This window comes from Haloarcula sp. CGMCC 1.2071 (assembly GCF_037078445.1).
Lineage (GTDB): Archaea > Halobacteriota > Halobacteria > Halobacteriales > Haloarculaceae > Haloarcula > Haloarcula amylolytica.
The window spans coordinates 1-19,120 of record NZ_JAYMGY010000029.1; the positions used below are offsets into that span (position 1 = coordinate 1).

The following is a 19,120-nucleotide window of genomic DNA, read 5'->3' on the forward strand; positions in this document are numbered from 1 at the left end:
CAGCGACTCCTCACCGCCGAAACTTACCGTTCGTCTCACTTCGAGAACTAGCCACGCATCGAAAACACAGATTCAAGCTCTACTGGAAGGGTTTGTGGGCTTTCGATGTGATCGACTGAGTTCGGCTCGAAGATCGTCCAGTGTGAGATCGCACATCGACAGGAGTACTAGCAGATGATAGACGAGATCAGCGCTCTCGGCAGCAATCTCGTCGGTATTTTCGTCTTTTGCGGCCAAGACGAGTTCAGTCGTTTCTTCACCTAACTTCTCGAGGACGGCGTTGTCTCCCTTTTCGTGGGTGAACAGCGACGTCGTATAGGAACCGTCAGGAAGAGTCTCTTTTCGGTCCTCGATGATCGCAAACAGTTCGTCGAGTACGTCTTCGGTCACGAAAGCACCACCCCGGATACGAGTCTCATACTGAACATGGGTCACCGCGCTACAAGAGATGTTTCGATATCCGCTTCCCTCCAAGACATATCCAAGACAGAATATCCGAAGGGATCTACTCCGGTCCAGCAATATCCGACTCGGTGAGCTGATAGAGGCGCTGTCGAGCATCAGCAAAATAAATATCGTCCTCGACGACGCCGGCGGATTCGAGTTCGTTTAGTGCATACCGTACCGTCCGTGGAGACAATCGGGATTTCTGGGCGATCTGTTTCTGGGTCAGTTTGCCGTTGTACTCGAGAACCTTGTAGACGAGCTTGGCACTCGGCGCCAGATCGGAAACGTCCTCCGTGTCACAGGCCGGCATATCGAACAGTTCAATTCTGGTTAGGATACCCACTTGAAAGTAATCTGTGATACGTGATCTGCCTTGCGTGAAGTGCATATTAACCACATTATTTGTAAACAAATTTATTTATCTGGAGAACCAAGGTAGGGTATGTCTCTCTCAGAGCTGATCAAGCGAATGAGCGAACGCACTCCAGAGAGCGTGACTATCCGTGATCAACAGCAATTAGATGTCTTCGAGACGGACTCTCCGTAACAGAGAGTCGGACCGCAGTCGCTATAGTAACAATTGAAACGATTTACACATCGATCGCACCGACGTCGTGCGACCGGATGTGCATTGAATGTCAATGGCTACTATAGCTCTCCGATCTATATTCTCAGATTCAGATGGACTTTCGCGTCCTCCAGGGCGACATTGCTCAACAAGAGGCGGACGCACTGGTGAACGCTGCGGGGACCTCGCTCAAGATGGGAAGTGGCGTTGCCGGCGCGTTACTCGATGGAGCAAACGGGCCACTCGAACGCGCCGCAGTCGCTCGTGGACCAGTCGAACTGGGAGCAGCCGTCGTCACGGATGCGTACGATCTCGATGCCGACTATGTAATCCACGCAGCTGCGATGTCCCATTCAGGCCCGCATCCAATCGCAACTGCCGAGAGTATCCGCGAGGCCACTCGAAATTCCCTCGAAACGGCCGATGATCTCGACTGCGAATCGCTGGTACTGCCACTACTTGGCTGTGGATCCGGCGGATTCCACACGCGCGAAGGCGCATCACTCATCTGCGACGAGATCCGGACGTACCAACCGACGACACTCGAAGACGTTCGTGTTATCGCCTACTCAGACCGAGAGCGAGACATCATACGACGGATCCTGAACGACCAGCAACATCCCGAGGCGGTCGACTGAGAGACGGATGATATCAGAGATTTGCTACCGAAATTCGATATCGGTGCGGTCGATAGTTTCACCGAACAGCCAGTCAGCGTGCTCGACGGCGTACTCGCGGTGGTCCTCTTCGATGAAGCCGAGCGCATCCTGCACGACGACCGGTCGGTAATCGCGGAGCCCTGCGCTCCCGGCCGTGTGGAGGACACAGACGTTCGCGAGCGTCCCGCAGATGAGTAAATCATCAATCCCGTGTGTATCGAGATGGCCCTCGAGATCAGTCCGATAGAACGCATCGTAAGTGTGCTTGACGACGACGTGGTCCTCGTCTCGCACAGCAAGGTCGTCGACGAGTTCCGCATCCCACGTCCCTTCAACGACATGCTCGCCCCAGCGTTCGAACTCGTCGTAGTAGTGGGCATCATCGAACTGTTCGGGCGGATGAACATCACGCGTGAAGACGATCGATGCACCGGCGTCGCGACCCGCCTGGATAACCTCGTTCACGGGCTCGATCGCCTCCTCACTCGCCGGCGCATACAGACTGCCGTCGGGGTGACAGAATCCGTTCTGCATGTCCACGACGATTATCGCAGTGCTCTCTGGATTGTACGCCATATGCGAACGATTCGACTCGTCAAAGATAGATATTGTGTCGAATCGGATTGTGAAGAATATCGGCTACAACGTCGGGAGTTGTACAAGGTTTTTGTTCAGATAGGTGTGAGGTATCATACGGCCGGGCCTCATCGGCTCCCGGTGAAATCACCGTGACACGCGGAGGCTCTAGATAGGTGACTGCTATGAGCCAGTTCGATATCATTCCACCAGAGACGATCAAGTCAGGAGATGCGACCGACGCCTACTTCGACCGGACAGTCGAGACACTCGAATATGCAGACCGGAATCCACAGGTTGTCGCCGAAATCACGGCCGACCAGTTCCCGACCGGCCAGTTCGAACTCCTCGCCGGCATAAAAGACGCGGCCCACCTCCTCGAGGGATTGCCCATCGACGTGGATGCACTCCCGGAGGGTACGCTCTTCGATGGCGGTCCCGTGGTCCAGATCGAGGGGAACTACCTCGATTTCGCCCGGTACGAAACAGCGCTACTGGGCTTTCTCTCACACGCCTCGGGGATTGCGACGAACGCGCTGCGTGCTCGCCGCGCGGCTCCCGATTCGCTTGTCCTGAGTTTCGGAACCCGACACGTCCACCCGTCGATCGCCGCCGTTGTCGAACGGTCGGCACTCCTAGCCGATCTCGACGGCTTTTCTCACGTCGCTGCCGGCGACGTCATCGAACGAGAAGCTAGTGGAACGATGCCTCACGCACTGATGATCTGTTTCGGGAGAGGGAATCAAGAGGAGGCTTGGCAAGCTTTCGATGCGGCAGTCGATAAGGACGTCCCGCGTGCCACACTCTGCGATACGTACTCCGACGAGGTCGACGAAGTCCGTCGCGCGGCGGAAGCGCTCGGCGACGCACTCGACAGCGTCCGGCTCGATACGACGAGTTCACGACGCGGTGACTTCCGCCATATCGTTCGAGAGGTCCAGTGGGAGCTGGACGCGAACGGTTACGAGGATGTCGACGTCTTCGCCAGCGGTGGCATTACGCCCGAGAAGATGCGCGAATTGCGGGACGTCGTAGACGGGTTTGGTGTCGGCGGCTACATCAGTAATGCCGACCCGGTTGACTTCGCGCTGGACATCGTCGAAGTCGAGGGAGAACTGACCGCGAAGCGGGGAAAGCTATCCGGTAAAAAGCAGGTGTATCGAACGGACGACGGGGGCCACCACATCACGCTGGCATCTCAGGACGAATCCCCCAACGGCGACGCACTGCTCGAACCCCTCATCCGCGATGGAGAAGTCGTTCGGGACTTCGATCTCGATACCGCTATCGAACATGCACGCGTCGATGTCGATAGAACGGGATTCCCGAGGATCGATGAAGAAACGGCATAGACTCGGGATACCGAACTCATTCGAAGCGGCTTGCTCGGTTGTGTGTGATCACGTTCCCGACGGATTTGGTGATCCTGACGCGATGTGTATGCGTATCGGAGAGCGTGTGGGTCTCAAATTCGATTCGCCACTCCGTGTCTCGTTCTTCGACATCAGTAACGTCACCGAACCGACCGACACACTCACTATCAGCATATTCTTTCGCGAGTTCTATCGCAGTCTCTTGATCCGGGACATCGTCGCTCATATCTAAACCTACCCCGCGCTCACGGAAGAGATTACGCAGGTTACTCTGATGATTGAATCTGGATCGTCTCCAGGTCCGCAGGGATATGAACAGTTGCAGTCACGTATTCACTCACAATCCGCCGCATCGCATCAGCGTTGGCAGCCGCATCCGGATAGAAGTGGGTCAGATAGAGCTCATCAATATCCACGTCAGCAAGCGTCTGACCAAGCTCGTGCGGGGTCGCGTGATTCGTGTCCTCCTCATCGTAGTACGCGCAATCGTGGACGAGGACACTCGAACCATCGGCGAAGCGGGCGACTGACTCCGACGCTTCTGTATCGCCGCTGAAAGTAAACTCCCCATCAATCCGATACGCGAATCCCGCTGCAGAATGGATCGTCTCGCAGGTCTCAATGTCGAACCCGCACAGCGTGAACTGCGACAAATCATTTTCTCGAACGGTCACGTCCAGACGCTCCAGGAGTTGATCAATATTGAGAAACCCTGACAGGTACTCCCGCGTGTCGGGCGGACCAACAATGGTGCAGGTCGACGCATCCTGTAGCCATCGGGCTTTGAGCAAGGAGGGAAGATCCGCAACGTGATCTAAGTGATGGTGAGTCAGTAGAATAGTGTCGAAGCAAGTGATATCGAAGCCAGCTTGGGCGAGTCGATGAAGCGTACCAGCACCGCAATCGATTAATAACGGAGTCGAACGTGAGTCTGCCTCAACGACGAGTCCGGTCTGATACCGATCGCCAGTCGGCACTGCACTCCCAGTTCCGAGTAGCGTGAGGTTCATACAGAGATATTCTCACGCGCAGCGAAAAAAGTGGGAACGGTGAGACGGAAAGCACATTCTAGATCTTCTGACCTTCAGTCAGGTACACCGTGGCTTCGCGAAAAGCGTGTCAAAACAGCCACCACCTGGGCCTTCGATTGGATTATTCAGTTTTGAAGAGCGTCAGTTCCTCAGTTCTGTAGATGTTAATAAGTTCGTTGATGATTTCGTCGTAGCTTTCGTCCTCAATTCGAAGTGTATCAAGTCGCTCAACTGTTTCTTCATCGACTGCGATTTCGGGCATCATCTCTCGATAACCGAGGAGACAATAAAAACTCTCTCGACACAACAGCGACCGAACGGACACCTACAAAACCTCGGTTGCGTAAGAACAAGAGGACTATCCGTGCGCTATTACGTGATCTCGAATGACGAAACCCAACAGAAAGAGTGGGAGACCACACTCGAGGAACAGGGATTCGATATCGTCGATGAGTACGAATCCGACGCAATCGTCATCACGCTTGGCGGTGACGGGACAATTCTCCACGCTGCAAGAGCCTGTTCCGATCCGACGATCCTACCGGTGCGAACGGGCAGCTCGAAAGGGTTCAAGACACAGCTCGATAGTGACCAGCTGGTAGAGACGCTCGATAGGCTCGAATCAGGAACCAACGAAGATACGTACACAATCAGAGAACACAGCAAGATTGCCGCCTGCCATGACGGGACACAGCTTCGCGGAGAATTCACCGCAGTAAATGAAGTGAGCCTCCACCATTCGTCGCCGACTCTCGCATCAGTGCTCACGATGCGGATTCAAGACCGAGGAGACCACTACAAATTTGACCGAATCGTCGGTGATGGAGTGCTCGTAGCGACGCCATTTGGATCGACAGCCTACTATCAGTCGATCACCAATGGAACGTTTTCTGAGGGGCTTGGCGTCGCATTCAACAATATCCATACGCCAGTCGAGACGCCGGACTACCTGGTGCTCTCATCGGACGCCGTCGTCGAAGTCGAAATACTGGAATCCGAGCACGCCTCCAGCGCGGCCCTCACGCGAGATAACGCTGAAGAGACATACGAACTGGCCGTTGGCGAAACCGTCGAGATACGCCAGACTGACGAATCCATCGAGATACTTGACCCGCTGGTTCCAGAGAGATGAGTTTCGCCGTGTGACTCAGGAGTTAGTAAGGTATAGCGTTCCATCTAGAGTCCCATCTCGTTGAGCGCTATTGTCGCCTCGTTCAATCTGTTCGTTCCCCGAACGCAAGCCGCAATACGAGACGGTGTCGCTATGGGTGCTAGATTGAAGTAAAACATGACTGGACTTATCAGAGTCAATTAAACCGTAACCTCGGCGCTCCGAATCTGTCGCAGCCTAAATTCCCTTGAGCCGCCTCTAGGGGAACTCAGCTCACCTCCGCCCCGCCGTGAACGAGTGCGTCTTCGATTTCATTTCGTACACGGGGTGTCGACCCCAAATACCCGGTATACTATCGCGGCTCGCAACCGCCACAAATCGTTCTCTCAAAAGCAGCAGATCTGTTCCAACAAACCAAGAGTTTCCGATAGTGGTTTACCACAATCTAATCGAGATATACAGGAATTCATGGAAATTACTGACGTCGAGACCTTCGTGGTCGACGCCGACTGGAGAAATTGGTTCTTCGTCAGAGTACAGACCGACGAAGGAATCACCGGTGTCGGTGAGGCTCTCAGCGGCGAAGGATTGACGGGTGCCCTCGAAGCGACGGCGGAAGCACACAAACACTACCTTCTCGGCGAGGACCCGCTCAACCGGAAGAAAATCAACCGACGGCTCACTCGGTATCCCTTCGCATGGCGCAACGGGAAACTCATCAACGCGATCGCGTCCGCGTTCGACATCGCGCTGTGGGACATCGCCGGGAAACACTACGAGGAACCCGTCTGGAAGCTCTTGGGCGGCAAAGTCCACGACGAGATTCCCGTCTATGCTAATGGGTGGCACATCGGTGAGCGAACCCCGGAGAATTACGCCCATCACGCCGAGAAAGCGGTCGAGGAACAGGAGTATCCCGCACTGAAGTGTGACCCGTTTGCGCATTACGAGCACTCGCTGAGTACCGACCAGGTCGACGAAGTGGCCGAACTCCTCCAGGCTGTCCGCGATGCCGTCGGCTGGGATGTTGGCATCGCGCTGGACTGTCACGGGCGCTTCACCCGGCGTGGCGCCATCGATGTCGCCAACGCGCTCGAGGAATACGACATCATGTTCCTCGAAGAGCCTGTCGAGCTGGAAGACCGTGAGGTGATGGCGGATGTCACGCAACACGTGAATATGCCCGTCGCGACGGGCGAGCGGATCTACAACAACGAGACGATGGAAGAACTCGTTCGCAAGCAGGCCTGCGATATCATCCAGCCAGACGTGACGAACTACGGGAGCCTCCAGGAGCTACAGCACGCCGCTGCGATCGCGGAGTCACGGTACATGACCTTCGCACCGCACAATCCCAACGCCGGCGTGAGCACCGCTGCGGCGCTCCATCTCTGTGCCGGCATCGAGAACCTCGAAGTTCTAGAGCACATGAGTCGCGACGTCCCGTGGGAAGCGGAAATCCTCGACTACGAGTTCGAGGTCTCTGACGGGACAATGGAGGTGCCGGATTCGCCCGGACTCGGCGTGGAGTTCGACCCCGAGGCGGCGCGGCAGTATCCCGGTGAGCCCAAAGACAGTCACAGTCTGTTCGACGCAGAAGGCGCGTTGAAACGGCCGTAGGCAACTCAGCGTCGTTTCATCGTGTTCTGGCAGGCAGGACACTGACTGTCAGTACCGTCCTTCTCTAGTTTTGATTCACTCCCAGTCCATCCACACGCTGGGCATTGTATTATTTCCTGTCCCATGCTCTCAAAGCATTTTTCTTAGAAGGTAAACAAACTAGGGATAGTTAATTATCCGATATATATTCTATTCGACTATCAGTCTTCAAGCCTCGTGATCCGTGTTGACAGACAATCGGGGCACTGAACCAGCCGTGGAGGTTCTGTCGATTTGAATTGGTCCTCGCACACCTCACATCGATATGTATACTTTCCCTCTGCCGATTCCGTCCGATTCGAAAAGAGGCCCGCTATCTTTTGGAGTATCGACATACTGTATCAACGTCCGACCGGAAATTGAATAACGCTTGTGCGACACCGATATTCATAGAGCTACCAATAACCGTGAACTGTTTATGATGGGGGCGGTTTTTAGGTGGTTTTCAAATCACGTTGATATTTCTGTGAGAGTTGTCGCAAACGTCTTTGTTACAGAAAGGACCAATTCTACGTGAAAACGGAGCAACAACGGTTTCACTATCGCTACCAACCGAGATAGCATGCCCAGTGAGCAACTCGATGTCGAACTCGAATTCGGTGAGAACGGTCTTATTCCAGCTGTTGCACAGGATGTAGAAACTGGCGACGTGTTGATGCTTGTCTATGTCTCAGCGGATGCCCTCGCAAAGACACAGAACACGGGTCTAGCACATTACTACTCGCGGAGTCGGGACGAACTCTGGAAAAAAGGTGGGTCGAGTGGACACGTTCAACGAGTCGAAGAGATTCGTGTCGATTGTGACGGAGATGCGCTCCTCTACCGAATTGAACAGGAAGGTGGCGCCTGCCACACCGGCTATCGCTCGTGCTTCTATCGGACACTCGACGGTGAGACGGTGGGCGAGGAAGTTTTTGATCCGGACGACGTCTACGAATAGTATCGCTGCCGTCGACAATCACCTATGGCGTGAAATATCCTCATCCACAGTCGATCTGAGAGATCATGCCTTTTTAAAAAGACTACTCTGTCCACCTAACTTCGTATTCCAGTTCGTACCGCTGTTCGCCGGTTTCTGAATCGGTGAGCCGTTCGAGTTCAATCTCGAACCGAGGCATCTCCGGAACAGTCACGTGCTGTTCTTCCACGTCGCTCACTAACGTGACATCCCCCGAATCGATTTGACCGGCCGCTTCGCGTAACGCCTCGGCGATTTCTGTCCTCGAGACCTGTTTCTCGGTTTTGAATAGTTCTTCTTCTGGCATCAGTTCTCATTATGTCGCCAAACATCATATATCTAAGGTATAGTTCAGAATTGGAGCGCGGATTTCAAGGCTATGGAGCAGCTCGTCCCTCTAGCTGTGTCTTATCGAGGATATTCCCCAGTACTGCATCCACGAGCTCCGATTTCGTCGTCGTAGATGGGAGCCCAAGTGTCGTGTTTAGGGCGTAGAGACGGAAACGGTAGGTCTGTTCCCGCTCAGTTGGGTTCGGGCCACCGTACCCGTGTTCTGCATAGTCGTTTTGCCCCTGGACCGCTTGCTCTGGGTTCCACGCCTCGGGGATTGCTTCCAGAGACGGCAGGATATCCCATACGAGCCAGTGGTTCCAGACATCTTTGCTCGGTGAATTCGAATCTGGGTTATCGACAAGCAACACGAGTGAAGCAGTGTCATCTGGAACACCCGTGATTTCGAGCGGCGGATTACTGTTTTCGGCGGTGTATCCGAATTGGTCCGGAATCTGGTCCCCATCTTCGAACGCTGGACTTCGTAAGCGTAGGTCTGTCATGGGTTGTCACCGTCCGGCGTATCGTACCCGATACGAAGAACACGTAGAGATTCTATCGCCCTGCAAAAAAGTATATCATCGGGAAAGAAGCGTCACAGAACACCGAAGAGGCAACTTCCGGGTCAGACTCTCGGGGATGGTTAGAGCCACGCCTATCTATCATAATGAGTAGAGACGGCGAATCGACGTTCCCAGAGGCTCGCGCACTCCAGTACTCACCGAAACGCTGGTGGGCTTATCGTCCGTGTTCGGGATGGGTACGGGAGGTGCCCCACCGCTGTGGCCGTCGTTGAATTGCCACGGAATGCACCGTGATATCCCCCTCTACTGGGATGCCACGGATAAATCTCGCGATACAGCGCAGTTCAGCTCACCGAGCCCGCTCACTCGAGGAGACCGAGTTCGGAGAGGCGAGCGGTAATTGTCTCCAGCGCGCGTTCAGCATCGCTCTCTGTCTTCCCGCCCGTGATAACGAGCTTCCCACTGCCAAAGAGCAGTGTGACGACGTCGGGCTCTTCGAGACGATAGACGAGTCCGGGGAACTGTTCAGGTTCGTACTCGATATTCTCGAGTCCAAGCCCGATAGCGATTGCATTTAGATTGAGCGTCGGTCCCAAATTCGCGCTGAAAACCATATTCACGATAGCGATGTCAGGTGAAATAGTCTCAACACCCAACTCCTGTAGCATTTCGAAGACCCGGGTCATCGCTGTCCGGACGTTCGGGGCACTCGTCGCACCAGTACAGACTACTTTTCCGGACCGGAAAATAAGCGCGACGGCCTTGGGGTCCTCCATTCGATAGACGAGTCCGGGGAAATGGTCGGGATCGTATTCTGACGTGTTCAGATCTCCAGAGAGTGTGTCTAAATCGAGTTCGGCTCCGATATCTGCGGTTGCAACAACGTTTTCCGTAGTGATTGATTCGATACCCGTGCTCATGGATGGACGTGTCGGCAGCCGGCTTATAAAATAGGGGTAACTCTCGACGGCCAGTTTTGGGAGCGTTGTTATTGGCGTAGCAGCACACTGACCCATGTGCCCCCATGATATAACCGCTACTCGATCAGAAGCTTCGATTCGTGTGGTGGACTTCCGCTCCCAGCGAATTCAGAACTACTCCGTCTCCATAGCAACAGCATCCCGATTCACCGTCGAAGAAGGCGTACCACCCTCATAGACCGTCCGAATATTCGTAGCTGCTCGCTGACTCATCCGAGCTAACGCTTCCTCAGTCACGCCACCGACATGGGGGGTCAGGAGGACGTCATCCCTGGCATACAGCGGATGGTCATCTCCCGGAGGTTCATCTTCGAACGTATCGAGTCCAGCGGCACCCAGTTTATCAGTCCGCAGTGCCTCGACAAGCGCTTCTTCATCGACAATTGCCCCCCGAGCCGTGTTGATGAGGACACCACGCCCACCGAGCGCTGCCAGTTCCTCTGTCGAGATTGCGTGCTCTGTCTCCGAAGTGAGCGGTGCATGGACACTCACCGCATCCGAGCGAGCGAACAGGTCCTGGAGGTTCGAGACTCGGTCCACTCGGGTTGGAACGTCGTCGTCGGAGACGTATGGGTCGTACACGATGACTTTCTGACCGAGGCCGTGGGCCAGGTCTGAGACCTCGCGGGCGATTGCACCGAATCCGAACAGGCCGATCGTATCTCCCATCAGTTCCCGGCCAGTATAAGCCGACCGCTCCCAGCCACCGTCGCGGACGTGCTGATCGGCACCCCGATGATTTCTCCGGAGGGCAAACAAGAGTGAGAGAGCGTGTTCTGCGACGGACCGCGAGTTCGCGCCGGGTGTGTTACAGACGACGATTCCGCGCTCCGAGGCCGCGTCGATGTCGACGTTGTCGAGGCCGGCTCCGTGTTTCGCGATAATCTGCAATCTATCCGCTTGCGCAAGCACATCCGCATCGAGTTCAGCGACTCTGACGACGACGGCGTCGTACCGTCCGATATCTTCGAGCGCAGCCTCGACACTCTCGTATTCGTCCATTCCAGTACACTTCGCAAAATCAGCAATTGATTCTGGTCCGGACGAATCTATCTGTTCTGGAACCAACACATTCCACGTTTCAGGCATATACATCCCGTTCAGGCAGGAAGTCAAAAAGGGTGTAGATTGGTCGCTTGGGTGTTTTTATTTATTTCATGCTAATTATAGCAATATTCTAGCGGACCTGTTCAGACACAGAATATTAGATGGATGTCGCTGAAGTTAGCGTATGGAGTTCTCAGTCATCCAGGGCGATATCGCACAACAGGAGGCTGACGCGTTGGTCAACGCGGCCGGAACAAGTCTCAGAATGGGTAGTGGTGTTGCCGGCGCACTGCGGCGGGCAGCGAACGGCCCGATCAACGACGAGGCGATGTCGAAAGGACCAGTAGAATTGGGCGGGGTCGCAGTCACTGACGCATACGATCTAGCTGCCGACTATGTCATCCACGCGGCTGCGATGCCCCACTACGGGGACGGCCGAGCAACACCGGAGAGCATTCGGACCGCTACTCGAAATACACTGGACCGGGCTGAAGAGCTAGAGTGTCGCTCGCTGGTCATCCCAATTCTCGGAACCGGTGCTGCCGGGTTCGATTTCGAAACAGGGGCACAGCTCATCTGTGAGGAACTCTGGCAGTACGAGTCGACATCGTTGACCGATGTAAACGTGATTGCGTACTCTAATGAAGAGTACGAGACTGTCACAAAAATCGCTGAAAGGCTTCAATCCTGATGGGACTCAAGTATCGTAAACCATGGAAGGCGGCTCGGAGTCCCGCGTCATCACAAGGGGCTCAGTGGGGTAACTATTCGTCATTGCCGCGCGACAATTCAATATCTCTGCCGTGCTGATTGAATGTTCTCATTTCGAACTGCTGAGATAGCGCCAGTTATTAAATCTAGTCAGCGTGTGTCTCTACATATGGATGAGTTTCCAGATACCGATGCAGAGAAGTCGGTCAGTTTCAAGATGGAAATCGGGAACGGGCGAACCGAAATCCAGGTCACGGGCGACCGCGATACAGCAGTCATCGTCCAGTCGGAATCCGGCGAAAAAATCTATCTCCCGCCGGAAGATTTCGACCGAGCTGCAGAGTTCGACGGCTCAGCGTACGAGAGCCCATATGAGCCACACAGTGGCGCACAGGAGAGCCCGTATTCAACGCACCCAGATGCCTCCTCTGTAACGGGTATGGAGCCTACCGCTGCTGGCTATCTCATCGTTCACCCAGAGCCAGTGACTGACGTCCGATTTCTCCGGTAGTCCAGGTTCTGTTACTGGAAAAAACCTGTTCTGAGATAGCGGGAGGTGGATTTGAACCACCGATCTCCGGGTCATGAGCCCAGCGGAATCTCCAAGCTATCCTATCCCGCTACGTGTCTCATCGGGTATAGTACACGTATATATCTCGCGATACCGCAGTCAGTAACAGCAAAGAAATGAACCTCAAATTGAATTATTCTGACTAATCGGTCACTTTTTGTACAACGAACGTCCTTGTACTAGTATGGGTTTTGGGAGCTACGACGAGTCTGAGCAGAAGGACCAGAACGTGGACACTGACGAGGACGATGGTGTTGCAGTCCACGAGAACGATCACGAAGGCGAGGTCTCATTCGAAACAGACGCATCGACAGACGAACTCCTGGATAAACTCGGAGATATCAGAGAGGAGTCATAAGAACTAATTCAACCCGGTCCGGATTCAGGAACACAAACAACTGGATTACGGAGCTGGTGAACACTGTCCACTGCCCGATGACGCCATTTCGGCCGAGGGTCGGTGCCACGCATACCCCGCCAGGTTCGTGGTACCCTCGCTATCCTGCATAGGACCAGATCGGTGCTCCCCTCACGGGGACCGGTCTGCTGTCTAGCCATTCTGCCCAAAATATCTGGAACGATCGATAAGATGAGATTTCACGAAATTCGATAAATTAGGCTTTAGAAGCTATCTACATCTCACTCAAGAAATTCTCGAAGGCATCAGAACAGTCCGGACACAATTTGATTGCAGCCGGCTGGTCTTCGGTTACTTGTCGTTGGTAAATTATCTCCATATGTACCTTACCAGTACCAAACGAATCACCGCAGCGTTCACAATCGGTTTTCTGAGGCATATTCGCGTTGTACGAGAGTTTTACCGACGATTCCCCAAGGTATACTTGTAGCTCTCCACCATCAGTATCAGATTTACTCCAGTGCCGCTTCGATATTCTTCCGAACAGCTGCAAGCGCCTGCTCTGTATCGTACTCTCCACTGGTCACTGTGACAAAACCGACATCGTCCCCATCAACGGGTACCCATACTTGAACGAAGCCTTGTGACCCCTGAATAGCCGATTCTTTAGAGACGGGTTTTTGCCATAAATCCGCGTCGTGGCCCGTATATGTGGGATGAATGTTTTTCGGGAGTGGTTTGGTTGTCTGGTGGCGGAAGTCCGAACTGTCCTCGAGGAACCCGTCGACGTCTCCCTCCACGAGATGCTGTGCAGCAGTCGTTTTTAGCTCGTCATAGAACGCATGGACCGTGTTGCGTGCGAACGTTTCGAGGTCCTTCGCGGGAACGACCTTATCGATGTCCTCGACGATGTCGTTGTGATACCGTGGTGGCGCAGTGCTCATCCCGATATTGATCTCGTCCTCTCCGTTCCGCATGTAGAACGCGATGTTTGCCCGGGGCTTCGGGCCGGGCAGATACGGGTCCGGAATCTCGACCACGGCGGCGTTCGCTATCGATTCGACGGTATCGAAGTTCGCCACAAAATACGCTTTCAACAGCCGCATCCGCTCTTCGTCAGGAGACCACGAGAGAAGCCGCTGCAGGGTCTCGCTGTCTGGTTCAGTATCGTAATAGAAGAATTCGTGTCGGTCGTATCCATCGAGTGCAATCCAGGCGAGATAGTCTATCGGCCCATCATCGGCAAAAATCGCTTCTTCGGTTTCGTGTACAACCGCATCCGGATATTGTTCGACAACCAGTTCAGCCAACCGGTCGATATCCGTCCCAGGATCAATTTCGTATTCATCAGGAATGTTCTCCAGCATACAGTCGGCGGAGGGAGTGTGGCCCTCAAAAACTAACTGATATTGGCCAACCCCTATTCTGGCAGCATCAGTTCGACGGGGTGCTTCCAGCGCCCGGTGGTTCCTGAACGCGCATGTAGGGTTTGTTCTCAATATACTCGATGAGACGTGTGGATCCCATGAATCCACTCGGGGATTTCTGGAGTTCGATGTACTGGAGGCCTTTGTCCGTCACCCACGTTTCTAGAGTCTGCCACGCCCCATTTTCGTAGAAGGCCGCGAGTTCGTCGTCGACGGTCCCGGGATTGAACAGATACATCGACGTGTCGTTTGGCCGATAGAGGTTTTCTTCCTCCCAGAACCGCATCTGTCGGAGTTCGTCTTCGGTCAGCTCAGTCAACTGTGATTCAATATTTAGAATACTAAACATCGGTTGGTCACCGCGCCGGTCGTCGATTGTCCGGAAGACTGCAGCGGGATTATCACTATCGTGTTCCTGTGGCTTGAAGACGTTGCGTTTGGTGTTCTCCCAGATATTCGCAAAGTCAAGCAGAAACAACTGATCGTCAGCAAGCAGCTCTTCCATATCCCCGACCCGTTCGTCGATAATGGTTCGGAGCCGCTTCGGCGGCAGTTCGACCGGCGGAACAATCGTTACTGCCATATTTTCTGCACGGGCTTGGACCATGAGGTTCGTCAGTATCGAGTGTGGGCTCGCTTCGCCGTCGTGTTCCAGCAGGAGTGTTCCACCTTTGATAACACCCCCGCCCATGAGGTGGTCGAGTCCTGGAATGCCTGTCGACATGTGGTCTGACGGAACAAACTCACCGGGATGGGTCCGTAGTCTCGGGGCGACACGGAGCCCCTCGTGGGTAAATGATACCTCGTGAACGCGAGTATCGTGGTCTACGCCACGCATCTTCACAACCTCGAGGAACCGATGGTAGTCGCCACCAACATTCTCCCGCCACAAGCGGAGTACACCGTGGGTATTGAATTGAATAGCATCACTGGCAGCGACTGTCTTGATATCCTGCTGTGTGAGATCCGGCTGTGACTCCTCGGCGGTAAACAGCGCTGTTGCGTCAAACTCGTCATTGAGCAGGCGAATGAAATCTAGCAGTGTACGGCGAAAGACGTCCTGGTCATCCCCAATAGCTGATAGCCCCGAAACAGAATCAAGAACCACCCGATCAGCCGGGGCGAAGCGCTCGAGATACTGCGTGATGTATTTTGACTCGAAGGGGGCGGAATAGTCACCACCGAGCATCTTCCCACCCTCTAACGTTTCGAGAGTGAGCTCTCTCTGTTCGCCATTGTCTACAGTCTGTCCCGGCGTTGCATGGAGAGAAGTGACCGTGAGTGAGTCCGACTCTAAATCAAAATCAAATGCTTCGAAGGCATCCTTCAGTTCCGCAAATGTCTGTTCGGTGCTGATGTACAGACAGTTTTCACCCCTTGCAAGCCCTTCAGAGAGAAACTGCATCGCGAGTGTCGATTTTCCTGTCCCCGGCCCACCAGTAACGAGTACCGTCCGTCCGTCAGGAAGTCCACCATCAAGAATACTATCGAGTGTCGCACTTCCAGTGGGGACTGTCATGGGAGAATCTACTACCACGTTTGGTTAGGCAGTTAAAAGACTGATGTCGCCACTATCAGTCCTGACACTAGCGATATAGGCGAAATGAGCTACTAAAAGAGATATTTCAATCGGACAATAGAACCGAATCAGCAACGGCTCTGCCAGCAGATGCGCAATCGAAATACTAGTTGAGACAACTCCTAACAGAAAGTGACCACAGATGACTGGATCGCTATCGCTGGCAGCGACAAATCTCATCGCGAACAATAGCCCTGATTTCCTGCTCCGGGAAACTTATAACATCGTGAATATCTGGTTTTTCGAGTGGTTCAAGTTCTTGTACAGCGGCTCGGAGCCGCTCGTCTTCAGCTTCAGCATAAAAATAGAGGTCACGGCGGTCGTGGTAAAGAGCCCGCAGCGTTGACTCGGCGATAGGTGTTCCATTAGCCGCTTCAGCGTATGTATAGCCTTGTTCGACGCGTTCGAGTGCCCGTCGAATCGTCAGGAACTCGTCGGCGTTGACCTGGAGATAGCCGTCTTTGACATCGAAGCCAGCTGGCGGCCGTCCAGTCCATCGTCCGGCCTCTTTCGCAGCGTCAATAGCTGATTAAATCCGGCGGAGCTTCTGTTTGTGCTCAACCCGGGCGAGGTCGCCCATCACACCGGCGATAAGCTGACTCACCGCTCTGTCGACGAGGTCATCCTCAAGACTAATTTTCAGTCCGACTTCTAAATCTTGGATACCCGTTTCGTGGCTGAGACAGAACTCGAGGAACTCGTGGATTTCGCCGGCGCCAAGTCGAGAAAGACGGGAGAGTTCGTGGACAACGACGACGTCTAGGGCCCCGTCTTCGATATCTGAACGGAGCCGCTAGTACTCTTCACCACGTTCAGTTTCAGTCCCGCTGATGATATCAGCGTAGGTGTGGATCTCTGGCTCGTCATATATGTCTTCGGCAAACTCCCGAAGTTCGTCGAGCTGTCGTTGTGGGCCCTGGTCTGTCGTTGAGACACGGGCGTAGGTGCCGATCTCGGGCATACTTCTTGCGGTCTCAACCGAGTGTATAAGTTATCCACCTTTTGAAAACACCAGTAACTGTCACGGCACAGCTGCACCGATATTTTCGTTCGAGCCAGCAAACGGAATGTCGATTTCGAGACCATCATAGGTCAACAGCGGCTTTTTTGCTTGCCCCGAGCCACCACCTTCGAATTCGATAACACCAATCGATTCGAGTTCAGTGAGGTTTCGATGGACCTGTTTGTAGTCTCGGTCGACGAGTTCAGCAGCCTCACGAATGCTCCCAGGTCCATGATCTGAGATTGCCTCTAACAACTCCAAGTTCTTTGGACTGAGGAGGCGACTTAGTTCGGTATACGATTCGAAATTTAGCACCGGTTGGGCATCTTCGAGTTCCTGACCCTCCTGTGCTGCCTTGATGCGACTACGAGTGCGCTGATCTAACCGGTCGCGTTCGCCGACAGTGACTTTGAGTGTTGGCATAGTGTGGCCCTCCTTGAGACGTCCTATGATGACCAGCCCCATGAGACGGGCGACAGTTCTTCAGCTTCCTCTTTGAATCGGTCGTAGAGCGTGAGCATCCCAGGGAAATCGATTGTTTCAACACCGGTTTGGGTGTGGCGCTCGTGCCCTTTCGTCCGTTCGTGTGCGTTGTCGTATCGAAGGATGGTATCACCACCAACCTCGCCGAGATGTAGGCTGTAATCCCAACCACAGGGGTACTTTTGATCGTCCGTCTGTCGGATGGTCACAGCAACAACGTAGCCGTCTTCGACATCCCGCCAGTCTTCGATTGTTGTGTAGGACGCCATCCGCTAGCCTATGTTATTACCTCCATAGATATAAGCCTATGGAGACAGGTCCATAAGAGGGGAGATTGAGACTTTCTGTAGGAGCAATTGAGTATATGAACTACCCTGCTTCTGAACGAACCGCAGAAAGCACTACCTTTCTGCACTACTGCAGGAAGTCAAGATTCAGTCACCAACTCAATCATAGTAGCCAGCTCAGACTCGGTTTCGGGGTACTCACTGGTATCCCAGTCAAAGTTTTCTTCGACAGCGGCGTCGGTGGACCGAAGAGATGCACACAGCTTTCGGTCAGGGTCGTGCTGGAGAAGAGCCAGCGCATAGGCTGGCTTCTGGGGCCGATAGTGGTCGGGCAACTCGGCAGTCAAGGTTGTCGAGAAGCCATTCGTCTTGTAGTTGATGATCTGGTACCTGTCAAGAGTAACGAGCAGGCGGTCAATATCACCTACAATCCGTGATCCATCAACTCAGGAAGCAACGGAGTACTCAAGCTTCGGGGACACTAGAGGGGGTAAGGGTCGATATTCGACCTATCGAGTATCATTCTGACCGTTCAAGCATAGTCTGTCGTGAACGTCCGATTCCGTGTGTCGAAAGGTCAGTACCCTCCTCGTCAAGCCTGTAGAGATAGCTATTGAGCGACTGCTGATCGATATCGGGTTGCTCGGTAGGAATTCGCACCTCGTCGGTGTGTTGTCGCTCAACAACGGATAGAATCCGATCAGACAGCCACTCGATATCCCCATCTACGAGCCGGTTCACTCGTCGCTTGAACGTGCTGTATGCGTCCGTCCATTCCCCCTGAGAGGTGAATCGAAGTCCGTACTCACAGGCGTTGACTGATTTTTTGAGCGTCTCCCAGTCATACACCAGCGCATCCGGCACGCTGTACCGCCCACCATTATTGATCTTGGCTCTGATACTGGTTGGCCGTCCTGCAGTACACGCATTCTCAGGGACATACACTATTGACGTATTTCTCCGAATCCCGAATACATCAATGAAGACCGAGCGGGAAAGAGTATGCTCCAAGTTCGTCGCGTCGACAACTTCAGGAAACACGAAGAAGGCCTGATTGTACTCATACAGGGAAGTCAGTGTACGCCACTGATCACGGTTTACCGAGAACCGACGGTCTGAATCCGATTCAACGGTGTACGGCCGCTTGTATTGAAAGACGACGGATTTGAGCAACGGTAGATTCGTGTCGTACCCCAATATATTCTCCATCTGCCGATTAGGCGAGAGGGCTGCGGGCCCGGTGAACTCTTCTTCGAGATCTGCAAGCATATGGTGTGTAGCGTTGACTGTGAGGGTGTTCTCTGTCGGAGTTTCTATCATCGCTCTTGTGAAGCACGTTGTTGATTTTTAGAGGGCGGCGTTGAGAGCATGTTTGAGCGCTTCGTCACCTGGTTTTCTGTAGAGTTCACAGCGGAGCTGAAAGGCTCGGAGATACGGC

The 19,120-nt window shown here is 53.9% G+C and carries 25 protein-coding genes, 1 tRNA gene, 1 rRNA gene and 1 pseudogene; 9 read left to right on the plus strand and 19 right to left on the minus strand.

The features are described from left to right. Positions 1–72: 72 nt before the first annotated feature. Entirely contained in the window at positions 73–390 is a 318-nt protein-coding gene (gene hisE, locus VI234_RS20305) for a phosphoribosyl-ATP diphosphatase (RefSeq protein WP_336331092.1), read from the minus strand. A gap of 115 nt (positions 391–505) precedes the next feature. Continuing rightward, complete coding sequence (locus VI234_RS20310; RefSeq protein WP_336331093.1) at positions 506–757, minus strand: winged helix-turn-helix domain-containing protein; 252 nt, start codon at positions 755–757, stop codon at positions 506–508. Positions 758–1,128: 371 nt separating this feature from the next. On the opposite strand from VI234_RS20310, the gene VI234_RS20315 reads away from it, so the two are divergent. Beyond that, the gene (locus tag VI234_RS20315; RefSeq protein WP_336331094.1) at positions 1,129–1,653 is read left to right on the plus strand and encodes a macro domain-containing protein; all 525 of its coding nucleotides are present in this window, start codon (positions 1,129–1,131) and stop codon (positions 1,651–1,653) included. Positions 1,654–1,677: 24 nt separating this feature from the next. Here the strand turns inward: VI234_RS20315 and VI234_RS20320 are convergent, their stop codons facing one another. Beyond that, positions 1,678–2,250: a cysteine hydrolase family protein gene (locus VI234_RS20320; RefSeq protein WP_336331095.1), complete on the minus strand. Its 573-nt coding sequence runs from the start codon at positions 2,248–2,250 to the stop codon at positions 1,678–1,680. 185 nt (positions 2,251–2,435) lie between these two features. Between VI234_RS20320 and VI234_RS20325 the strand changes: the two genes are divergently transcribed. Further along, positions 2,436–3,602 (plus strand): nicotinate phosphoribosyltransferase, encoded by a 1,167-nt coding sequence (locus VI234_RS20325; protein WP_336331096.1) that lies wholly within the window; start codon positions 2,436–2,438, stop codon positions 3,600–3,602. 16 nt (positions 3,603–3,618) lie between these two features. Here the strand turns inward: VI234_RS20325 and VI234_RS20330 are convergent, their stop codons facing one another. The 3 genes from VI234_RS20330 to VI234_RS21425 all read right to left on the minus strand — a co-directional run bounded on the left by VI234_RS20330 (position 3,619) and on the right by VI234_RS21425 (position 4,916). After that, complete coding sequence (locus VI234_RS20330; protein WP_336331097.1) at positions 3,619–3,849, minus strand: hypothetical protein; 231 nt, start codon at positions 3,847–3,849, stop codon at positions 3,619–3,621. Between the two features lie 40 nt (positions 3,850–3,889). Continuing rightward, a complete protein-coding gene (locus VI234_RS20335; protein ID WP_336331098.1) occupies positions 3,890–4,633 on the minus strand; it encodes an MBL fold metallo-hydrolase in 744 nt (247 codons plus the stop codon). Between the two features lie 142 nt (positions 4,634–4,775). Continuing rightward, complete coding sequence (locus VI234_RS21425; protein ID WP_442905049.1) at positions 4,776–4,916, minus strand: DUF7557 family protein; 141 nt, start codon at positions 4,914–4,916, stop codon at positions 4,776–4,778. A gap of 114 nt (positions 4,917–5,030) precedes the next feature. On the opposite strand from VI234_RS21425, the gene VI234_RS20340 reads away from it, so the two are divergent. The 3 genes from VI234_RS20340 (at position 5,031) to hisI (ending at position 8,364) form a co-directional block, all read left to right on the plus strand. Continuing rightward, complete coding sequence (locus VI234_RS20340; RefSeq protein ID WP_336331114.1) at positions 5,031–5,786, plus strand: NAD(+)/NADH kinase; 756 nt, start codon at positions 5,031–5,033, stop codon at positions 5,784–5,786. Positions 5,787–6,233: 447 nt separating this feature from the next. Beyond that, positions 6,234–7,385 (plus strand): mandelate racemase/muconate lactonizing enzyme family protein, encoded by a 1,152-nt coding sequence (locus VI234_RS20345; protein WP_336331099.1) that lies wholly within the window; start codon positions 6,234–6,236, stop codon positions 7,383–7,385. A gap of 601 nt (positions 7,386–7,986) precedes the next feature. Beyond that, a complete protein-coding gene (hisI, locus tag VI234_RS20350) occupies positions 7,987–8,364 on the plus strand; it encodes a phosphoribosyl-AMP cyclohydrolase (protein ID WP_336331100.1) in 378 nt (125 codons plus the stop codon). A gap of 82 nt (positions 8,365–8,446) precedes the next feature. Here the strand turns inward: hisI and VI234_RS20355 are convergent, their stop codons facing one another. The 5 genes from VI234_RS20355 to VI234_RS20375 all read right to left on the minus strand — a co-directional run bounded on the left by VI234_RS20355 (position 8,447) and on the right by VI234_RS20375 (position 11,218). Then, positions 8,447–8,689 (minus strand): amphi-Trp domain-containing protein, encoded by a 243-nt coding sequence (locus VI234_RS20355; RefSeq protein ID WP_336331101.1) that lies wholly within the window; start codon positions 8,687–8,689, stop codon positions 8,447–8,449. A 70-nt stretch (positions 8,690–8,759) separates the two neighbouring features. Next, positions 8,760–9,215 (minus strand): YbhB/YbcL family Raf kinase inhibitor-like protein, encoded by a 456-nt coding sequence (locus VI234_RS20360; protein ID WP_336331102.1) that lies wholly within the window; start codon positions 9,213–9,215, stop codon positions 8,760–8,762. A 169-nt stretch (positions 9,216–9,384) separates the two neighbouring features. After that, positions 9,385–9,506, minus strand: a 5S ribosomal RNA gene (gene rrf / locus VI234_RS20365). Between the two features lie 92 nt (positions 9,507–9,598). Then, positions 9,599–10,156, minus strand: a complete 558-nt coding sequence (locus VI234_RS20370) for a TATA-box-binding protein (RefSeq protein WP_336331103.1) — start codon at positions 10,154–10,156, stop codon at positions 9,599–9,601. 174 nt (positions 10,157–10,330) lie between these two features. Then, the gene (locus tag VI234_RS20375; RefSeq protein ID WP_336331104.1) at positions 10,331–11,218 is read right to left on the minus strand and encodes a hydroxyacid dehydrogenase; all 888 of its coding nucleotides are present in this window, start codon (positions 11,216–11,218) and stop codon (positions 10,331–10,333) included. A 229-nt stretch (positions 11,219–11,447) separates the two neighbouring features. Between VI234_RS20375 and VI234_RS20380 the strand changes: the two genes are divergently transcribed. Beyond that, positions 11,448–11,954 (plus strand): macro domain-containing protein, encoded by a 507-nt coding sequence (locus tag VI234_RS20380; protein ID WP_336331105.1) that lies wholly within the window; start codon positions 11,448–11,450, stop codon positions 11,952–11,954. Between the two features lie 189 nt (positions 11,955–12,143). Then, positions 12,144–12,485: a DUF7510 family protein gene (locus VI234_RS20385; RefSeq protein WP_336331106.1), complete on the plus strand. Its 342-nt coding sequence runs from the start codon at positions 12,144–12,146 to the stop codon at positions 12,483–12,485. Between the two features lie 36 nt (positions 12,486–12,521). Here VI234_RS20385 and VI234_RS20390 read toward each other — a convergent pair. Beyond that, a tRNA-Met gene (locus VI234_RS20390) sits at positions 12,522–12,596 on the minus strand. A gap of 133 nt (positions 12,597–12,729) precedes the next feature. Here VI234_RS20390 and VI234_RS20395 point away from each other — a divergent pair. Next, complete coding sequence (locus VI234_RS20395) at positions 12,730–12,903, plus strand: DUF5786 family protein (RefSeq protein ID WP_336331107.1); 174 nt, start codon at positions 12,730–12,732, stop codon at positions 12,901–12,903. Between the two features lie 512 nt (positions 12,904–13,415). Here VI234_RS20395 and VI234_RS20400 read toward each other — a convergent pair. Both VI234_RS20400 and VI234_RS20405 read right to left on the minus strand, forming a co-directional pair. Then, on the minus strand, positions 13,416–14,402 hold the full coding sequence (locus VI234_RS20400; protein ID WP_336331108.1) for a hypothetical protein: 987 nt from the start codon (positions 14,400–14,402) through the stop codon (positions 13,416–13,418). Beyond that, positions 14,338–15,849 carry an ATPase domain-containing protein gene (locus VI234_RS20405; RefSeq protein WP_336331109.1) on the minus strand — a complete coding sequence of 504 codons (1,512 nt, stop codon included), beginning with the start codon at positions 15,847–15,849 and terminating at the stop codon, positions 14,338–14,340. Before VI234_RS20405 ends, VI234_RS20400 begins: the two co-directional genes overlap by 65 nt. A 202-nt stretch (positions 15,850–16,051) precedes the next feature. Between VI234_RS20405 and VI234_RS20410 the strand changes: the two genes are divergently transcribed. Beyond that, the gene (locus VI234_RS20410; RefSeq protein WP_336331110.1) at positions 16,052–16,255 is read left to right on the plus strand and encodes a hypothetical protein; all 204 of its coding nucleotides are present in this window, start codon (positions 16,052–16,054) and stop codon (positions 16,253–16,255) included. A gap of 183 nt (positions 16,256–16,438) precedes the next feature. On the opposite strand, the pseudogene VI234_RS20415 reads toward VI234_RS20410, so the two are convergent. The 5 genes and pseudogenes from VI234_RS20415 to VI234_RS20435 all read right to left on the minus strand — a co-directional run bounded on the left by VI234_RS20415 (position 16,439) and on the right by VI234_RS20435 (position 19,002). After that, positions 16,439–16,870, minus strand: a pseudogene (locus tag VI234_RS20415) (recombinase family protein). 60 nt (positions 16,871–16,930) lie between these two features. Continuing rightward, positions 16,931–17,335 (minus strand): HVO_A0114 family putative DNA-binding protein, encoded by a 405-nt coding sequence (locus VI234_RS20420; protein WP_336331111.1) that lies wholly within the window; start codon positions 17,333–17,335, stop codon positions 16,931–16,933. 23 nt (positions 17,336–17,358) lie between these two features. Next, on the minus strand, positions 17,359–17,664 hold the full coding sequence (locus VI234_RS20425) for a toxin-antitoxin system TumE family protein (protein ID WP_336331112.1): 306 nt from the start codon (positions 17,662–17,664) through the stop codon (positions 17,359–17,361). A gap of 158 nt (positions 17,665–17,822) precedes the next feature. Next, complete coding sequence (locus VI234_RS20430) at positions 17,823–18,113, minus strand: PD-(D/E)XK nuclease family protein (RefSeq protein WP_336331115.1); 291 nt, start codon at positions 18,111–18,113, stop codon at positions 17,823–17,825. An 88-nt stretch (positions 18,114–18,201) separates the two neighbouring features. Continuing rightward, positions 18,202–19,002 (minus strand): hypothetical protein, encoded by an 801-nt coding sequence (locus VI234_RS20435; protein WP_336331113.1) that lies wholly within the window; start codon positions 19,000–19,002, stop codon positions 18,202–18,204. Positions 19,003–19,120: the final 118 nt, after the last annotated feature.